The 18,575-nt window shown below is 47.6% G+C and carries 19 protein-coding genes; 6 read left to right on the top strand and 13 right to left on the bottom strand.

The window, feature by feature from the left end; genetic code table 11:
• Positions 1–41: 41 nt before the first annotated feature.
• From MKY42_RS10915 to MKY42_RS10905, 3 genes are read right to left on the bottom strand one after another with little or no spacing between them, the layout of a single operon-like run.
• Positions 42–527, bottom strand: a complete 486-nt coding sequence (locus MKY42_RS10915; RefSeq protein ID WP_339850919.1) for a hypothetical protein — start codon at positions 525–527, stop codon at positions 42–44.
• A gap of 43 nt (positions 528–570) precedes the next feature.
• On the bottom strand, positions 571–1,317 hold the full coding sequence (locus MKY42_RS10910) for a pseudouridine synthase (protein ID WP_179265235.1): 747 nt from the start codon (positions 1,315–1,317) through the stop codon (positions 571–573).
• Positions 1,314–3,002, bottom strand: a complete 1,689-nt coding sequence (locus tag MKY42_RS10905; RefSeq protein WP_339850916.1) for an RsmB/NOP family class I SAM-dependent RNA methyltransferase — start codon at positions 3,000–3,002, stop codon at positions 1,314–1,316. Before MKY42_RS10905 ends, MKY42_RS10910 begins: the two co-directional genes overlap by 4 nt.
• Before the next feature lie 228 nt (positions 3,003–3,230).
• Between MKY42_RS10905 and MKY42_RS10900 the strand changes: the two genes are divergently transcribed.
• Complete coding sequence (locus MKY42_RS10900; RefSeq protein ID WP_339850913.1) at positions 3,231–3,779, top strand: thioredoxin family protein; 549 nt, start codon at positions 3,231–3,233, stop codon at positions 3,777–3,779.
• 213 nt (positions 3,780–3,992) lie between these two features.
• Here the strand turns inward: MKY42_RS10900 and MKY42_RS10895 are convergent, their stop codons facing one another.
• The 3 genes from MKY42_RS10895 to MKY42_RS10885 form a co-directional block, all read right to left on the bottom strand.
• Positions 3,993–4,487 (bottom strand): DUF309 domain-containing protein, encoded by a 495-nt coding sequence (locus MKY42_RS10895; protein ID WP_110002283.1) that lies wholly within the window; start codon positions 4,485–4,487, stop codon positions 3,993–3,995.
• On the bottom strand, positions 4,474–5,289 hold the full coding sequence (locus MKY42_RS10890; RefSeq protein ID WP_053783647.1) for a GTP pyrophosphokinase family protein: 816 nt from the start codon (positions 5,287–5,289) through the stop codon (positions 4,474–4,476). The genes MKY42_RS10895 and MKY42_RS10890 overlap by 14 nt, the downstream gene beginning before the upstream one ends.
• 134 nt (positions 5,290–5,423) lie before the next feature.
• Positions 5,424–6,521 (bottom strand): quinone-dependent dihydroorotate dehydrogenase, encoded by a 1,098-nt coding sequence (locus MKY42_RS10885; protein WP_339852845.1) that lies wholly within the window; start codon positions 6,519–6,521, stop codon positions 5,424–5,426.
• Between the two features lie 283 nt (positions 6,522–6,804).
• Here MKY42_RS10885 and MKY42_RS10880 point away from each other — a divergent pair, with 283 nt between their 5' ends.
• Positions 6,805–6,942: a hypothetical protein gene (locus MKY42_RS10880; RefSeq protein WP_167434889.1), complete on the top strand. Its 138-nt coding sequence runs from the start codon at positions 6,805–6,807 to the stop codon at positions 6,940–6,942.
• 86 nt (positions 6,943–7,028) lie between these two features.
• On the opposite strand, the gene MKY42_RS10875 is transcribed toward MKY42_RS10880, so the two are convergent.
• The 3 genes from MKY42_RS10875 to MKY42_RS10865 form a co-directional block, all read right to left on the bottom strand.
• On the bottom strand, positions 7,029–8,468 hold the full coding sequence (locus MKY42_RS10875) for a L,D-transpeptidase (RefSeq protein WP_339850909.1): 1,440 nt from the start codon (positions 8,466–8,468) through the stop codon (positions 7,029–7,031).
• A 170-nt stretch (positions 8,469–8,638) separates the two neighbouring features.
• A complete protein-coding gene (locus MKY42_RS10870) occupies positions 8,639–8,881 on the bottom strand; it encodes a ferredoxin (RefSeq protein ID WP_062322102.1) in 243 nt (80 codons plus the stop codon).
• 119 nt (positions 8,882–9,000) lie between these two features.
• A complete protein-coding gene (locus MKY42_RS10865) occupies positions 9,001–10,305 on the bottom strand; it encodes a DNA polymerase IV (protein ID WP_339850906.1) in 1,305 nt (434 codons plus the stop codon).
• A gap of 548 nt (positions 10,306–10,853) precedes the next feature.
• On the opposite strand from MKY42_RS10865, the gene cimA reads away from it, so the two are divergent.
• Positions 10,854–12,473 (top strand): citramalate synthase, encoded by a 1,620-nt coding sequence (gene cimA / locus MKY42_RS10860; RefSeq protein WP_339850903.1) that lies wholly within the window; start codon positions 10,854–10,856, stop codon positions 12,471–12,473.
• Between the two features lie 109 nt (positions 12,474–12,582).
• Here the strand turns inward: cimA and MKY42_RS10855 are convergent, their stop codons facing one another.
• On the bottom strand, positions 12,583–13,134 hold the full coding sequence (locus MKY42_RS10855; protein ID WP_090895621.1) for a TlpA disulfide reductase family protein: 552 nt from the start codon (positions 13,132–13,134) through the stop codon (positions 12,583–12,585).
• A 184-nt stretch (positions 13,135–13,318) separates the two neighbouring features.
• Between MKY42_RS10855 and MKY42_RS10850 the strand changes: the two genes are divergently transcribed.
• Positions 13,319–13,807, top strand: a complete 489-nt coding sequence (locus tag MKY42_RS10850; protein WP_090895618.1) for a Mov34/MPN/PAD-1 family protein — start codon at positions 13,319–13,321, stop codon at positions 13,805–13,807.
• On the opposite strand, the gene MKY42_RS10845 is transcribed toward MKY42_RS10850, so the two are convergent.
• From MKY42_RS10845 to MKY42_RS10835, 3 genes are read right to left on the bottom strand one after another with little or no spacing between them, the layout of a single operon-like run.
• Positions 13,793–14,530 carry an exonuclease domain-containing protein gene (locus tag MKY42_RS10845; RefSeq protein WP_090895616.1) on the bottom strand — a complete coding sequence of 246 codons (738 nt, stop codon included), beginning with the start codon at positions 14,528–14,530 and terminating at the stop codon, positions 13,793–13,795. The two genes, MKY42_RS10850 and MKY42_RS10845, sit on opposite strands and share 15 nt — an antisense overlap.
• A complete protein-coding gene (locus tag MKY42_RS10840) occupies positions 14,527–15,612 on the bottom strand; it encodes a DUF294 nucleotidyltransferase-like domain-containing protein (RefSeq protein WP_090895613.1) in 1,086 nt (361 codons plus the stop codon). Before MKY42_RS10840 ends, MKY42_RS10845 begins: the two co-directional genes overlap by 4 nt.
• A 42-nt stretch (positions 15,613–15,654) precedes the next feature.
• Positions 15,655–17,055 carry an ammonium transporter gene (locus MKY42_RS10835; protein ID WP_090895611.1) on the bottom strand — a complete coding sequence of 467 codons (1,401 nt, stop codon included), beginning with the start codon at positions 17,053–17,055 and terminating at the stop codon, positions 15,655–15,657.
• Between the two features lie 354 nt (positions 17,056–17,409).
• Here MKY42_RS10835 and MKY42_RS10830 point away from each other — a divergent pair, with 354 nt between their 5' ends.
• Together MKY42_RS10830 and MKY42_RS10825 are read left to right on the top strand one after the other, a co-directional pair.
• The gene (locus MKY42_RS10830) at positions 17,410–17,838 is read left to right on the top strand and encodes a MerR family transcriptional regulator (protein ID WP_063564944.1); all 429 of its coding nucleotides are present in this window, start codon (positions 17,410–17,412) and stop codon (positions 17,836–17,838) included.
• 29 nt (positions 17,839–17,867) lie between these two features.
• The gene (locus MKY42_RS10825) at positions 17,868–18,548 is read left to right on the top strand and encodes a zinc metallopeptidase (RefSeq protein ID WP_062322116.1); all 681 of its coding nucleotides are present in this window, start codon (positions 17,868–17,870) and stop codon (positions 18,546–18,548) included.
• Positions 18,549–18,575 lie beyond the last annotated feature (27 nt).

Raw genomic sequence — 18,575 nt, 5'->3', positions numbered from 1 at the left:
CTGGACTCCCGTCTCGTCTACCGGCGGCGGTTTCGATCTTGCTATGTGACGGGTGGCGTGGGAGCGCTTGTTGCCGGGTCTGCCGCTTGACAGCGACGGTCCCGCCCAAGCTCAAGCGGGACCATTACGTGCAGGGCTTCGCCCCCTGCCCGGGCTCCCTGCTCCGCTTCGCGAAGGACGGGAGCTGTTGCACCTTTGGTGCGGTGGGCAGGGCTTCGCATCCTGCCCAGACTCCCTGCTCCGCTTCGCGAAGGACGGGAGCTGTTGCACCTTTGGTGCGGTGGGCAGGGCTTCGCCCCCTGCCCGGCTCCCTGCTCCGCTTCGCGAAGGACGGGAGCTGTTGCACCTTTGGTGCGGTGGGCAGGGCTTCGCCTTCTGCCCGGCTCCCTGCTCCGCTCTGCGAAGGACGGGAGCTGCTGCACCTTTGGTGCGGTGGGCAGGGCTTTGCATCCTGCCCAGACTCCCTGCTCCGCTCTGCGAAGGACGGGAGCTGTTGCACCTTTGGTGCGGTGGGCAGGGTTTCGCATCCTGCCCAGACTCCCTGCTCCGCTCTGCGAAGGACGAGAGCTGTTACTTCCGCAGACGATCTAACTCGTCTGCGGTTAGTTCGCGATAACTGCCAATTTCCAGATTGGCATCCAGCTCCAGATCACCCATGGCAACACGTTTCAAATAAACTACGCGTTTGCCTACAGCCTGGAACATCCTTTTCACCTGGTGAAACTTGCCCTCATGAATGATCAATGAAATGGAAGAAAACACGCCCTCTTCCGTGTCCTCACGATCCAGCACAGTCAGTTCCGCAGGCAACGTCTCATATCCATCATCCAGCTGAATGCCGGCTTTGAATTTTTCAATATCTTCTTCGTCAACGTTTCCCAGCACACGGGCTTCATACGTCTTGGGCACATGTTTACGCGGGGATAACAGATCATGGGCAAGTGGCCCATCATTCGTTAGAATGAGCAGGCCCTCGGTATCTTTGTCCAGTCGTCCCACAGGGAACGGATCGAAGACACGCTCCTCTTTACGTAGCAGATCAATCACCGTTTTATCCCGATTATCTTCGGTTGCCGACACCACGCCAGGTGGTTTGTGCAGCATCAGGTAGATCATTTCCCGATACACAATCCGCTCTCCATCGGCTTCAATAACGTTTACGTCCGGATTAACCTGTACACCGCTATCTTTCACTGGTTTTCCGTCCACACGGATTCTACCCTGCTTCACCATCTTTTTGAGCTCACTTCGAGACCCCACACCCATATGACTCAATATTTTATCCAGACGCAGCGTTTGTTTGCCTTTTCCGCTCATACCGATGTCCACCTCCAGCCTGCCGGATATTCATTTTTCAGTACACCATCCAGCCATTTCCCCCAGCCAGCCGCATATCCGTCCACACACACCAACACATAACCTTTAGCAGCGGTATCTGCTTGGCGTTCAACTCGCACTTCTTCGATGTTCAACGTCTCTCCTTTGAGATACCTTACCGCTTCACCGTCTGCCGAAGATAAATTAACGGATCTCTGGGCTTCAGCTGCATTCAAAGCACATGCAAGCGGATGGGAGGGCACAAATCGCCCATTCTTCACGGTACCCATAAACCACCCTGGCCGAATAACCTTGAGCCCTTCCAGACGAGCAGCACCCACAGAAGATTGATACACGCGATCACCGTAAAACACTGTTTCTCCAGCAAGCTCGATTCTCAGATTATCTTGTACAAATTGAGCATACACCGTTCCTGGATCAACACTCGCCTGATCGGCTCCTCGTCCCTGACTCCGTTCGTTTTTGCGACCACCACGATCGTTTCCTTTGCCCTGTTTTCCTTGAGCTTTGCCACCACGGGTATGCCTGTCATTGCTCTCTCTGGATTCGGTTCTCATTAAACGTTCCCGTTTCCGCTCTTCTTTACTGATTGGTGCAGATGCACGGATGAATGGATCTACCAATTCAGTTGGTTCCGAGAAGTTTGCGCTCACTGCCTGTCCATTCTGTGATCCGCTACCCTGTTCTTGACTTCCGTCTTCTTCTGCAAGTGATGCAGCACGATGCTGCAATACAGCAACATAATGACCTTCCCCTTCCAACAGGTGAGGCCATAACCTCGCAGTGCCGCGCGTTTGCTCCAGCACAGATTCCGTCTCTTCTGCTTTTTCGGGCAACATCTGATGCACCCATTCCGGTCGTCCTGGAGCAAATCCAGCACTTTCCGGGATGTCATACACCACAAAATCAGGATTGATGTTCAGAAATTCCGCTATCATCGCTTCATTTTCCTCCGGCGCAAACGTACATGTGGAATATACGATGGTTCCCCCTGGAGCAAGCAGCTTGGCCGCAGTCTCCAGAATATCGCGCTGCATCAGCACACATTTTTCCACCGAATGGTTTTCCCAAGATTTCACCATGTCCTCATCTTTGCGGAACATGCCCTCACCAGAGCAAGGCGCATCGATTAACACTTTGTCAAAATAATGAGGAAATGCATTCGCAATCCGTTCCGGTGATTCATTTAATACAACAGCATTACGTACTCCATACAATTCCACGTTTTTGGCGAGTGCTTTCGTACGTTCCGCATGGATATCGTTCGTAACCAGTACACCTTTACCTTGAAGCTTGGCTGCGATCTGGGTTGTTTTCCCGCCAGGAGCAGCACACAGATCCAGCACACGTTCCCCGGGCTTCACATTCAATAATTCAACCGGGGCCATGGCGCTTGGTTCCTGGATATAATACAGACCCGCATGATAATAAGGATGTAACCCCGGCTTAACCCCGTGAGGCACATAAAAACCCGTTCCGCACCACGGAATGGGTCGCATATCAAATGGAGCAATTTCCTTGAATTGTTCCAGCGATATTTTTAACGTATTCACTCTCAGCCCCGCATGTGGCGACTGCTCATAAGATTTCATAAATTGTTCAAATTCATCGCCTAACAAGCTTTTCATTCGCTCGGCAAATATCGAAGGCAGCTGTACAGCCATAATCCCACTCATCCTGTCTTGTTAAAATTGCAACTAGTCCTATGTTATCATATCCGGGCATGGCTTTCCTATTGCTTCATGCACCATATATATTCCACTACAGCGTGTAATGTAGTATAATGGCAAGTAGATTGATGGATGTGCAAAAATTCGGGTGTTTATGCATATTATCCCATCCTGTATTTTTGCCAAAACTATATTTCGATATGATCGATGGGGGATGTCTTAATGAAATCCAAGAAGAAAAAGAAAAGCGCTGCGATCCTTATTTTCCTGGGTATTTTCGTCGTATTGATTGCAGCACTTGTCCTGGTGAACCAGCAATCCAAGAAACAAATGGACGCCGTGGGGAATGCTTATGGCATCGCCGCCTCCAAGCTTAATCCCGCAACACGCGAACTGCTGGACGATCCGAACTACCAACAGATTATTTTACCAGCTGATCTGAAAGCCAGAATTGATAACAAAGACAGCTTCTTTGTCTATTTCTTTGCTTCCGACTGCTCACACTGCCGTGCGACAACACCTCAGTTGATGCCACTGGTCAATAAAGAAGGTATTCAACTGCCTCAGTTCAATCTGCGCGAATTCGATTCCGGTTGGACCGATTATAACATTGAGTACACACCAACTCTGGTATACTATCAGGATGGTGTTGAGAAAGACCGTATGGTTGGCGGGCTGCAGGAAAATGGCAGTGACAACGGTTATACGCTGGATGACTACAAGCAATTTTTCGAGAAATATAAAGGCAGTGCCACTCCATCGGCAAGCTAAACACATATCCCTTCGTGGATGCGATGGACCCGCTTGGATGTTTTTGTCCTTTGCATGGACATGCTCTGGAATCATTCCTAACTTTAATAATATCCTTTAATATCGAACACCCCGGCCAATTCCTCTAGAGGAACGGTCGGGGTGTTTTTTTATAGATCATATGTCAGACAATATGTTAATGAATGAAGTGAATGATGACTTTCCATTACCAGCTCACTCGCTCTCCAAGCTCTGCTCCTGCTGCATTGCCTTCATCTTCTCTTCATAGATTCGTCCACGTGTAGGGCTTCGCCGTTGGGGAATATTAGGCTTCAGTTCAAGAGCTCGTTCTCGAACCTCCTGCATAAGTACCTCATCCAGAATCTGAATATGCAAGTCTCTGTAAGGAAAATTCTGCGGCTCAGGACCGGAAAGTCCATGAACCAGCTCCTGTACTTCCTGCACCAATGGCCCAAGGGCAATGCCTCGCGAAGTTTCCGGATATGACTTTAACAGATCTACCGAACTCTGTAACATCATGCGTCCTCCGCGAAGGTTATTATTCCTGAAATGATACAGCCCCACTGCAATCTGCAGCAACCCTTTATACATGGAATCCCGATCCCGTTCAAGCCACAGCTCTTCCAATACCTCATGGCATTCAAAGTAGTCCTGATCACGGTTGAAGTAGATTAGATAATCAACATACAGCGGCTCATAGCTGCTCATCCGGGTTTTCGCCCTTTCTGGCCGCGTTCAGAAGTGCTTTCACATCATCCAGCAGGTCTTTCAACCCTTCCATATCATGACGCTCCCAGCAGTCATTGAAGCGCTTTTGTGCCTCGATCGCTTCGTTCACGAGGTGGTAGAAATACAATTGATGTATGATGTTCAGCGTTCTTGATACGATATTGGAGTCATCCTCAAAGGCCTTTTGCGCCTCCAGAATTTGCAAACGGATCGCCGACATCTCATTATCGAGTACAAAAGCGGCTTCAGCCGTCTTTTTCAATCTGGCGCGCATATCATCCGGCAGACTCTCCCGGAACTTGTAACTCAGGGAGTGCTCGATCGTGGCCCAGAAGTTCATCGCCAGCGTCCGGATCTGAATCTCGGCCAGCACATTCTTCTGTCCCAGAGCCGTCTGAACAGGATATTCGATAATCATATGAAAACTGCGGTAGCCGCTCTCTTTAAAATTGGTGATATAATCTTTCTCGATTAATACCGTCAAATCCTTACGACCACGAATATACTCGGCTACCCGCCGAATATCATCCACAAACTGGCACATAATGCGGATACCTGCAATATCCTCAATGCCTGTTTCCACCTGATCAAGCGGCACATTCAGGCGTCTGGATTTCTCCAGAATGCTGGATATTTTTTTGACACGACCGGTAACGAATTCGATCGGGGCGTATTCTTCCCTTTTCTTAAGCTCCGCCCGCATCGTTTTAAACTTAACCTTCAATTCCTCTACCGCTTGTTCATAAGGAAGTAAAAATGTACCCCAGTCTCTACCGTCCATGCTTATGCCTCCTGTCTCTATAGCTTCCCCTGTTCTTATCCATTATACATGATGTTAAGCGGGGGGAAGAGTCCCGTACGACATTACCCTCTTCCACGCTTCTATTTTCAATCCGGGGAACTCCGAAACATTGCTTAACGATGCTCTGCACCGACAGCTTCTGAAATATGACTGTAACCGTCTTTGCGCAGCAATTCACGCAGTCCGGCATGAATGCGCCGATTCACTTCAGGTCCTTCATAGATCAATGCCGTATATATTTCCACCAGGTTGGCCCCTGCTTTAATCTTTTCGTAAGCATCTTCGCTTGTGAAAATGCCCCCCGATCCGATGATTGGCAGTTTGCCTTCTGTCTGGCGATAGATTTGGCGAATGATTTCCGTGGAACGGTCACGCAGCGGCTTGCCACTTAGTCCACCAGTCTCTTTGGCATGCTGATGGGACAGACCTTCACGGCTGATCGTTGTATTCGTTGCGATGATTCCGGCAACTCCACTATCAGCAATGGTACTCACCATATATTCAAGCTCCTGGTCATTCACATCAGGTGCAATTTTGACCAGCACCGATTTAACGGAACCGCCCGCTCTCTTGCGCTGTGTCTCCATCTCATTCATGACAGCGGCAAGCAATTCCTTCAGTTCATTCCCATGTTGCAGATTACGCAAATCCGGTGTATTTGGTGAACTGATATTCACCACAAACAGGTCCGCATAATCGTACAGCGCCCGAATGCATTTTGCATAATCCAAATGTGCTTCTTCATTTGGTGTTGCCTTATTTTTACCTATATTTACGGCCACTGGAATTCGGCGCTCCGTGAGGCGTGCCAATTCCCCCGCCATCGCTTCGGCTCCGAGGTTATTGAAGCCCATCCGGTTTACCAATGCCTCATCGGGAGGCAGGCGGAATAACCGCGGCTGGTCGTTCCCTGGCTGTGCAAGTGGTGTGACTGTGCCCACTTCCATGAAGCCAAACCCGATGGAAGAAAAGCCCGTTACAGCCTGTCCGTTTTTGTCCAAACCAGCCGCAAGTCCTACAGGTGTAGGGAAATGACATCCAAACATGTCCACAGCCAGATCCGATGTTTCACGCACGCCATACATGACACGCAAACCGGAAGGAACCGGGCGAATACTCCCCATTCCGCTGAGACCGCCGATAATTAGATGATGGGCCTGCTCAGGGTCCATTTTGAACAACAAGGGTTTAGCAAGACTTCTGTATAACAAATCACTCACTCCGTTCTGGTCCGGTACGCTGAAAAAACTGCTTTCCGTCTTTTTCATATGTAAAAAAACACTCTATACACAAGTCTATCCGTTTCTTCTTCAAAAGGAAAGTAGTTTGAGCACAGACACAAGCATTTTGCATTCCCCCACTAGCAACAGCAATCGTATGATGCAAAATGCTCACAAGAAATCCACCCGCCTACTGGAAATGGCGAGTTGAATTCTTTACAATGGGAGCATGGCTACATCGATATAGCCTTATTCCATGAAGGAGGAACAGCCCATGGCTCCCAAACGCAAACCACCTACTTTGCAGCAAAAGAAAGAAGAGGTCAACCGGAAAGCCATTATCTGGACAGCAGCCAGCGTCGGTGGACTGATCATTATCATTGGTGCGCTTATTATTATCGCCAACCTGTAAATGCTTCAACCGACTGTTTCTGCATCTACATACCAATCCAGCATGGATTTTACGTTTTCTTTGGTGTGAATCACTTGGTTTATCGTTTAATTCAACCAATGATACGTCTTATTAGGATTATTTTGCTTGGGAACAAGTGTGTATCGGTAGCGATCCTTCGCTTCTGGAACCACAGCTGTCTCTGGCAGCAGATCTTTCCCGATGCGTACCGGAGTTCCCTGAGGAGCAAGAGCAAATAGCTCTTCCACATCTTCAGTACTCATTCTCACACATCCAAGGGATTCATCCAGCCCGATACTGTTTGGCTCGTTGGTCCCATGGATGGCATAATTGGTGTCCGATAGCTGCATGCCCCTACTTCCAAATTCGCCGTTAGACCGACCATTTGGATTAACAACTTTGTCTGAAATGACAAACGAACCCTCTGGAGTACGATCTCCCCCAAGTCCCACCTCGTAATTCCGAATAATGGTGTCACCACTAATCAGTGCAAGCTTATGCCTGCTCTTGTCCACGATAATCTCAAGCCGATCCTGCAAAAAAGGCTTTCCGCCTAGCGTATCCACAAATGCAGCGTTTTTACCTTGTTGTGAATCTGGCGCTTCACCTGTTCTCTTATCTGTGTTCTTTCCTTTTCCCAATCGCCCTTGCTGATGCATGGCTAGTAGTGCAGGAAACATCCGCGTCATGCCAGGTGCAGTCTCGCCCAGAATATTATTTGGAAACGGCTGAGCTAGTTGCGCCACACTTTTCGGCCAGCTTCCGTTTTGTTTCTTATATGTAATCATTGCACTTGACAGAGCTGCCGCGGCTTCCTGTTTGGCTGTCCAGGCCTGTGCCAGCCGCTTGATCTCCGGTGATACTTCTGGTGGTTCACAGTTACACTGTTTGGCATCATAACTCTGTGCCGTTAATTTGCCACTGCTGTTCGTCTGAACGATGTATTTCACCGCCATATTGCGCTTCCATAATGTCCATTTCCCCGCGACCTGCATTCCAAGCACAGCCGATGTTTGCACTTTCGCACCAGAGCCTGACCATGCAGCTGCAAGTGCAGCCTCACCCTTGGCACCTCCACCGAATGCTCCAGCTGTAAACACATTGGAGTTCGCAACAAGAGCCAAGTCTTCCATCGGTTTATTTCCTGATTCGCTATCCATGGGATTGTCCGTCGATTCCAACGCTGAAGCCAACGCCTCGGCAGCATCCCGATTGAAACCAGGAGCATCCGCAGGTGGTAATCCTGCCAGTACAAGCAGCATCAGCAGGGTGAGCCACATCTTGCGAACACGATGTTTTTTCTCCTTTTGCTCAGCCATTTCAACCAGCTTCTCCTGATAATCCACCCATATATCGGCCGGTGCTTTACTCCGCTCAAAAGCCTCGTAGACTTCACCCGCCTGTTGAAAACAATAGTTCGCCTTGGCCTCCTGCCCTTCTCCCAAATATTCCTTACCGAGTAAATACCAGGCCATTTTATTATCTGGATGTTTCTTTACATATGTTCGTAGGTGAGTATTCTGCATCCGATCCTCCATCATTTCGCCTTTTTCCGTTTCTATATATATCGGCAAATGATGACAAGAAATCCATAGGACTTGAGTACCCGGATCTAAGCCTTAACATTCGACAAAAAAACACACCCCACTGTCCCAAAGACAGAAGAATGTGCTTTTGTATGTTCATATGAAAGGAATTAACCTTCTTTGTTGAAAGGTTCATCCGCAACTTTAATGGAGTCTGTAGGGCAGCCGTCGCAAGCGTCCTGCATGTCGTCGAACAAGTCATCCGGAATTGCTTTGATCCCTTGGTTGGCATCTCCATCAAAGATTACTTCTGCCAAACCTTCATCATCATAGTCATAAATGTCTGGCGCCGTTGCTCCGCATGCTCCGCACGCAATACATGTATCTTTTTCTACCCAAGTATATTTACTCATTACCAATCTCTCCTCCTATTATTCAAAAACGTACAGTATTTTTATCTAGAAACATATTAATACAAAGTAAGAGTTATTACAAATCATTTTCACAGCCTCAAGACTCCATTATGCCCTATTTAATCGAGACTTTGCAAATTATCTTTTTGCAGCGACGTTCCTCGGACTTTATGATTGCGCAGTAATACGGAAGGATCATCCCCCAGCATGCCAGCAGTAACGACAGCATTTTCGCCAAATTTGTCACGTAACTGATCCATAATGCGAATCAGGTTTTCCTTCTTCGGCTTCTGCTCATATTCAAAGAGGTCAAGCTGTATCGCCGACTCCTCACGCGGAATCAGCGTTTGTAGGGTCACACCCAACATACGAACAGGCTTCCCGCCGCCCCAATGTTTTGCAAATAAAGCACAGGCCTCCCGGTATATGATCGATGCATCTTCAGTAGGCACTTCCATCATCCGTGATCTCGTTATTGTCTTCATATCCGGTGTACGAATCGTAATCTGAATGCCCTGACTGAGCATTTCGTGCTTGCGCAACCGTCTGGCAACCTGGTCACTTATATTAAGCAACACCCGATGCACATCATCCGGTTCAGATATATCCGCAGGTAACGTTGTTGTGTGCCCAATCGATTTGTTCGCTTCACGTTCAGCCTGAACTTCCGAATGATTAATGCCGTTTGCTGAATTTTTTAACCAAGAGCCATTAATTCCAAACACATCGGTTAACATCCGCTCGTCTGATTTGGCCAGCTGTCCTATCGTTTCAATACCTAGTTTCTTCAGCTTTTCCGCTGTCTTTTTGCCGATCCCAAACATCTCGTTACAAGGTCTATGCCATAAAATCTGAGGTACATCTCTCATCCGCAAAATCGAAATGCCATTCGGCTTTTTCAAATCAGAGGCCATCTTGGCAAGCAGCTTGTTGGGTGCAATTCCGATCGAACAGGGCATCCCCAGCTCATCCCGGATCCTAGTCTGAATACTTTCCGCAATTTCCAGCGGTGTACCGAACTGTCTGGACCCCGTAATATCGAGGTAACACTCATCGATTGAGGTCGCTTCAAGCAGTGGTGTATAACTGTAAGCTATTTTCATGAATTCTTTCGAATACCTACGATATAAATGAAAATCCGGACGAATCACAATTAAATCAGGACACTTCTTTAATGCTTGATGAACGACCATGCCTGTGGAAATGCCCCTGCGTCGTGCCGTGTACGAACAAGTGACTATGACACCTTTGCGCACTTCACTGCTGCCCGCAACGGCCGTCGCTTTTCCTCTATATAATTCCGGTTCCTCGGCTTCGTGTACTGAGCAATAAAAAGCATTCATATCGACATGCAAAATCACTCGTCCGGCGGCAGGATAATATCGATCTACATTTATGTTGTTATGCGTCTCGTCTGAAGACATGATCCACCACCGCCCTTTCGTATACACAATTCCGTTAAATGCACTCTCTACTCTATTATATCAAAATCCCTTATGTAAAAATCATTTATATCCCCTTATTTTCGGAGAGATTTAACGATCGATCGAATGATACCCCACACGGCAACGACGATAATAGCGATTATAATGATTGAAATAACTATATTCTCCCAAACAAAGTTCATTCATTTCCCTCCATTTATAAAGACAAGATTTGAATCCATAATTAATCCTGGAATACTTGTATTTAGATGAAGCATAACATATTACAAGATAACGTTTACAGCTCACTTAACTCTACAATCCATCATTTGTTACACCAAATGGTGAATTCGATGTAGCATTTGGCGATAATGGTGCTATAATAATTAATTATACAAATTCACGATTTTAGGACAAATCTACACTTTGAATTTAATACAGTGTAGCGGTACAGAATCGAAGGATTCGTCACCAACATTCTAATATGTTTTTTTAAACACACCATTAAACTTTCTAAAAAAAGCGCTTCATCTTAAAGGAGGATCTTCATGTCAAAGGCCATCTCCATCTTCGATACGACTTTACGTGACGGCACACAAGGGGAGGGAGTCAGCTTATCGGCAGATGACAAGCTCAAAATTGCCAAGAAGCTTGATGACCTGGGTGCTCATTATATTGAAGGCGGAATTCCAGGCAGCAATACCAAGGACATTGAGTTTTTCAAAAGAGTCAAGGAACTGAACCTGAACGCGAAGGTTGTCGCTTTTGGCAGTACACGTCGTAAAGGCAGCATCGCCAGTGAAGACGCCAACTTGAAGCGCATGATCGAATCCGGTGCTCAGGCAGCGACTCTGGTAGGCAAGTCGTGGGATTTCCACGTACACACAGCTTTGCAAACCACTTTGGAAGAAAACCTGTCCATGATCTACGACTCCATTGCCTATCTGAAACAAAATGGTATGGAAGTCATCTTTGATGCAGAGCATTTCTTTGACGGATTCAAGCACAATCCGGAGTATGCACAGGCTGTGTTGACCAAAGCCCATGAAGCTGGAGCGGACTGGCTTGTGATGTGTGACACCAACGGTGGAACGATGCCGCATGAGGTGTACGAGATCGTGTCCACTCTCGCTGGACGACTTCCTCAAGCCCATCTGGGCATTCATACACATAATGACTGTGAACTTGCTGTAGCCAACACCTTAAGCGCAGTACAAGCTGGTGCCAGACAGGTCCAAGGTACAATGAACGGGTATGGAGAGCGATGTGGCAACGCCAATCTGGCTTCGATTATCCCTAACCTGCAACTGAAGCTTGGATATGAGTGCGTTTCTGAGGATTCGATGAGACAGCTCACGAATGTTGCCCGTTATGTCAGCGAGATTGCCAATGTAAATATGCCAATCAACCAGCCTTATGTCGGAAATGCGGCTTTCGCTCACAAGGGCGGTATTCACGTCTCTGCCATATTGCGTGATTCCCGGACCTACGAGCACATCGTTCCTGAGTTGGTTGGTAACAAACAGCGTGTGCTCGTCTCCGAACTGGCAGGACAAAGCAACATTGTGTCCAAGGCGCAGGAACTGGGTCTTGAGTTCGACCCAAGCAGTGCCAACTCACGTCAGATCATTGAGAAAATCAAAGATCTGGAACATCAGGGCTATCAGTTCGAAGGTGCCGATGCCTCTCTTGAACTGTTGATCCGTGAAGCCAACGGTGACATGAAAGAATTGTTTACCTTTGAATCGTTCAAGATGCTTGTTGAAAAAGTGGCTGGCAAGTCTGTTGTTTCGGAAGCCTTTGTTAAACTTAACGTAGGCGGAACAAGTGCGTATACCGCAGCGGAAGGCAATGGTCCGGTCAATGCACTGGATAACGCGCTTCGGAAAGCACTTGTGCAGTACTTCCCTTCCCTTGCCAACATGCATCTGTCCGACTATAAAGTACGTGTTCTGGATGAAAAAGATGCTACTGCCGCAAAGGTTCGTGTATTAATTGAATCCAAAAACACAGAAAACACGTGGAATACCGTCGGTGTATCCGAGAACGTGATTGAAGCGAGCTGGGAAGCCCTCGTACACAGCTTCCGTTATGCCCTTCTTCAGGAAAAATTGCAGGACGAGCCTGGCGTAGTCAACATCCCTGCTCACGGTCTAAGCAACCATTAATGCATATTTCCCGGAAAATAAAAGAAGCGCCTCTCTCCAAAAAACTTTGGAAGACAGGCGCTTTTGCTTTTCGCTTGGCTAGCTTCTTGCATGATAGCTTTTTGCTTGGTTAATCCGCAATTAACTCCTTAATTTTGCGCTCCAGCTCTTTCTCAGGCAAAATCCCCAAGATAATTTCCTGAACGACACCTCGGGAATCAATCAATACATTCGTCGGAAAAGCTAAACCGTTATATTTGGCATATGCTGTTCCGTCTTCATCAAGCAAAATAGGGAACGTCAGTTTGTATTTATCTACAAAAGCTTTGGCATCCCTGATTTTATCGTACGTGGTTACGTTCACACCGTACAGATCCAGTTTGTCCTTGTATTTTGCTGCCAATGTATTGAGCGCAGGAGCTTCCTGCTTGCACGGTTCACACCAGGATGCCCAGAAACTGACGAAGATGGCCTTTTCCTTGGCTCCACCTACAGCGTAGGTTTTCCCATCCATGGCTTTCAAAGAGAATGCTGGTGCCAGTAAACCTGCTTTCGGCCCCGTCTCCGTGGGCATCGGCTCCTCTTGTTTAAACACGGCTGCGATTCCGTTGTCTGCATTTTGAGCCAAAGCAATGCCCACCAGCAAAACAACACCCAGCAGTATGTATATATTTCGTTTCATGACCAGCCACCCTTTTGTATAATCAAACCTATTGAGATTCACGTTCTTCTAACATGTGAGATATTTCAAGCTCTCTCTCATATTGTACCCTTTTCCTTTAAAATTTTACAATCCGGGTCACACAAAATAAAATAAAAAAGGACTCCTGCCGAAGCAGGAGCCAAAGAGAGAGGGGTGAATACAAATGGCAGCACTTCACGAGCAGCAAAACACCTTCTACATCCCTTCCTCCGTAGAGCAGGAGATGTCTAAGTACATGTTCGCTTCGCTGCCGCAGGAAGCCTGCGGGGTTGTGCTGGGTGAAGCCGCAGCGGGCGGCATACGAATCAGTCGGTTTCAGCCCATTCGTAACGTAGCGCCTGACCCGCTGCACCATTTCGCATTGGAAGATGCAGAATGGATCCGATGTGTGTTCAATGAGCCACAACTTATCGGGCTCTTTCACTCCCACCCTCGAACCACGCCCATTCCTTCCAATGAGGATCTGCGCAACCTACCACTTTTCGCTGGACTACTCCAGGTCTATTTTATAGGCGCGCCTGATCTTACGGCTGATACACCATCAAAGATGCTTCTAAATGGTTATCAAATTCATTCAAATGTTGATTCAAGCATTGGAATGAGTCCTGGCCAATCATACAGCTTACAGCCCGCCCGGCTAAGCGTGACTTAACTGGGTGTACAGGTCACCCAATGTTTCTACATTTTTGTGAGACATATCCTCCAGATAACAGGACCATAACTGTGCAGTCATTTTTGCGTCCTCCAAAGCATGGTGCCGTCCGTAGATCGGAATGCCTTTGGATTCCAGCAATTCATCCAGACCATAGCCCGGTCTGCTCGGTTCAAGCCAACGCGCCAGCATCATCGTATCGATGAGCCGGTGCGTTAGCCTTACTTTGGATGTCCGCCACAAGGCCGCATTCAGAAAAGCCCGATCATGCGCGCTTGCATGGGCAACCAGTACACTTCCGCCAACAAAAGACATGAAGTCATGCAGACCTTCCAGGAGCGACGGAGCATCCATCGTCATTTGCTGTGTAATTCCCGTCAGTTCCGTAATGTGTTCCGGAACAGAGACTTTGGACTGAACCAATGTGTAGAACTGCTCATTCTCCAGCATCACACCACCATTAATACGCACCGCCCCAAAGGAAAGGATCTCATCCCCATGCTGGGGAGAGAAGCCCGTCGTTTCCAGATCAAATACGACAGCATTCAATTCGTTTAAAGGCGTGTGAAGCGCCTCGGGTCTGCGCTGTTCTCTCATCATCGAACGGATAAACGCCATATGTTGCGCCGTTGGGGCTCCCATTATGGAAGCGATGGCGGAAGGAACCCCTCCCTGGCGCAGCGAATTCCAGAATCCTGTATTGCCCCTTGCCGGCTCTCTCATGGACGTCTCCTTTCTGCAAAACGAAGTTGTCTTTGCAGCGCACGATGTACTCGCCGCACCAACCCTAACGTATCCCGGAGTTCATAAAGCATTTGTTTTTCCTTCAACTGTTTCTCATTCAGAAAACCACCGCTATGCTGCAACCCTTGTTTCATCACAATGGGTGTACTGCGGCGCAGCTTCAAAGCCGTCATAAATGCACGCTGAGCTGCATCCAGCAAAGTAAGCGGAACTGCTTCGAGTGATACCAACCTCTGAATTCGTTTGAGCGTGGACGTTTCTTTGATGCCATGCTGCAAAGCCAGAAAACGTGCACTATTCACCAGCGGAATATACAAGCCGTACTTCACATCAAATCCACCTGCATGTTCACCGAATCGTTCCGTTACCACCCTTCCAAGAATGTTCAGTGTCGCCTTGTGTTTAACGGTATTGCGCAGCACGGCATCGGAAAGCTCAGGAACCGATCTGAACCCTTCATAAAATGCAGATATCCATTCCTCCGCAAGCTCTGGCTCACCCGCAACAAAACGCATGTCTGAAGCGATAATCAGATTGCGAACCGGCTCCCAGGACAGGTCCGATCCCCATGCTTTCAATTGTTCCTTCCAGGATTCCAGTGTTTTCCTCCATAAAGGCTCCGAACACATCACTTTGCCTTCACATTTGGCGTAGCCAAGCTCCTCCAGCATATCGGTCATTCGAAGTCCGAGTTCGGCAAAATATACCTCTTTCCCCTCATCCGGGGCATCGCTGATAATCATGCCATTATCCTGATCACTCCATAACGTCGCTTCCTGCCTGCCGGAACTGCCAAAAACGATAAAGGCATAGGGGACGGGAGGTTGGCCTAGGCCTTCCTCTACCATCCCCTGGATGCATAACTCTACTGCTCGCCGAGCAACCCGGTCATGCAGTTCATTTACCGTCTGGTACCATTCGATCGGCGACAAGGAAGCGGACAACAGTTCCTGGAGCTCATTCTGCAATATCACACGCGCCTGACGCAGTTCTTGAGAAGATGCCGCACCATCTATTCCCTGATAGGACCAGGATTGATTTATATACGGGATGGGTTCCATCATGTCCAGCCTCCTTGAAGCATGATTCAGCAATCATTCCTCTTAGGAGCTGAACGTACCGCCATTGGATTTAGTTTCTACATTTTTCATTTGTTCAGGGTACCCGTAAGTACCATGCTCACTTAAATCCAGCCCCATCGTTTCTTCTTCTTCCGTTACACGGATTCCCATGATAGCTTTCATACCACCCAGAATAATGAAGGACATGATCAGAACGAAGGCAAATGCGCCTGCCAGACCCAGAAGCTGAACGCCCAGTTGGTGGAAACCGCCACCGTAGAACAATCCCGCTTGACCTACACCTGCATTCTCAGCAAGTTCTGGTGTTGCGAACAAACCCGTGGAGATCGCTCCCCACATACCGGCAATACCGTGTACAGAGAAGGCGTAGATTGGATCGTCAATTCCTTTGCGTTCAAAGAATTGAGCAGTGAAGAATGTAATAATACCTGCCAGAGCACCAATAACCAGTGCTGCCCACGGTTCAACGAATGCACAAGCACCTGTGATGGCAACGAGTGCCGCAAGCACCCCGTTCAGCATGCTAGGAATATCGGATTTACCCAATACAGCCCATGAGATCAACAGTGCAGCCACACCACCAGCAGCCGCAGCTACGTTTGTAGTCAATGCTACATAACCGAAGAATCCATCACCCATGGCAGATAATGTACTACCTGGGTTGAAACCGAACCAACCGATCCAAAGGATAATGACACCGAGTACAGAGTACACTTGGTTATGACCTGGGATGATGTTAGGTTTACCATCTTTGTTATATTTGCCGATACGCGGCTTCAACAGAATCGTAGCTACCAGCGCGGCAGTCGCACCCGTCAAGTGGACAACCGTCGAACCTGCAAAGTCTTGCATACCAAGCTCAGCCAACCAGCCGCCGCCCCATACCCAGTGAGCAACAACCGGATACATGATAATGGTATACAGCGTACCGAAAACGATATATACACTCATCTTTGCGCGTTCTGCCATACCACCGCAGGCAATAGCCAGGGATACCGCTGCAAATGCAAGGTGGAATACAAATTTAATGGTTAACGGAACATCAGAGAAGGCCAGTGATTCGAACGAAGCAGCCATTGCATCCCCACTCAGGAAAAATCCGGTTGTTCCGAAGAAACTGTTACCATTACCGAAACCAAGACCGAAGCCAAGAGCCCAGAAGGCAATAACCGAAATCCCCAATGTCAGGATTGTTTTACCCGCAATGTGTCCTGCGTTTTTCATTCGAGTTGAACCCGCTTCAAGTAAAGCAAATCCCCCTTGCATCAGGAAAACCAGCACAACAGCCAGAAACGTAAAGGCTGAGTTCAGACCGCTTTGAAGTTCGATGTTAGTCGGCCCCTCCGCAGCTGCAAATGCGCTGACCGGGAAAGCCAATAAAGTAAGCATTATTAACACCGAAACCAACCATTTCTTTCTCATATACCCCACTCCCTCTCATGTTAAGTTTCTTCACATATCGTGAAACTCTTAATGCCATTATAAGCAGAAGACAGGAAAGTTGACAAGAGTATTTTCAGCAAAATTGAAAAATATTTCTGGGAATAAAGTCATACGTCTTTTTCTTGCACTTAAGTACATAATCATGTCCCATGAGTACATAGATATAGAAACGAAGCTTCGCAGCCACCAAAGCATAACGTTTGACTGTATGGTTAAAGATCATGTATCATAACTATTAGTAAGAAAAAAATTGGGCGGGTTATGCAAAGCCGCAACTGGAATCTACAATTCCCTACATTTGAACTTGCAAGCGAGGTGAATATCATTGGGGATATGAAATTGTTTCGGATTGGCGAACTTGCCAAAACTGCAGGTGTGAGCGAACGGACGATTGATTATTACACAAAGCTCGGTCTCATCGCTCCTGAAGAGCGCACAGAAAAAAACTATCGTCTTTATAGTAATGAAACTTTAACCAGGCTGGAACGTATTGTACACATGAAACAAGAGAAGTATAGTCTCGACGAGATTAAGCAATCTCTTGAGAAGTGGAGTCTGGTGAGCACGGAAGAACAAGTTGCCAGCAAACTGACAACATTGGAGCTCCACGTGCAACAGCTTGAGCGAGAGGTGAATGAGCTTAAACCGCTGCTTGGCGAGATGAAACCTGTACAAGCACGTAAGATGATGGCCGGACTACTCACCAAAAGTGCTGGTACGATGGAAGCTTTGAAAATCTTGCTTGAGAACACCATGATGTAGCTTATTATTTAGAAAGCGGAGGAATGAATATGAGTTTTAATAACGGTATGTTCGTTTTGATCATTATCGCCTTTTTGCTCTCCTTATGGGCGCAATTTCGCGTTAAGAGTACATTCAATCGTTGGTCTGATGTTAAAAACCTAAATGGAATGACCGGTTACGATGCTGCCCGTCACATGCTTGATTCCAATGGCCTACACGACGTTCCTATTGAACCCGTACGCGGAGCACTCTCCGATCACTACGATCCAATCAATCGTGTCGTGAGGTTGTCTGAGCCTGTATATTATGAAAATTCAATCTCGGCTGTCTCCGTTGCGTGTCACGAAGTTGGCCATGCGATCCAGCATAAGGAAAGTTATCCGATGTTGGCACTACGTCACCGGATTTTCCCAATCGTCAACTTTGCATCCGGACTTGCACCCTTCTTGCTCATTGCCGGATTCATCTTTAATGCAATGAACCTTGTCGGTATTGGTATTATTTTCTTCTCCGTAACCGTCGCATTCCAACTCATTACGTTGCCGGTTGAGTTCAACGCAAGTAACCGTGCAAGAGAGATTATGGTATCGGAAGGTTATATCCGGAACGAAGAAGAGAGAGGCGTCGCCAAAGTACTGAATGCCGCAGCATTAACTTACGTCGCTGCAGCATTAATCTCATTGCTCGAACTGATTCGTTACATCGGAATTTTCAATAGCCGCGACTAATTGAATACACAAACCAAAAAACAATAC

Source organism: Paenibacillus sp. FSL W7-1088 (genome assembly GCF_037969855.1).
GTDB lineage: Bacteria > Bacillota > Bacilli > Paenibacillales > Paenibacillaceae > Paenibacillus.
This window is presented reverse-complemented; position numbering and strand designations above follow the sequence as displayed.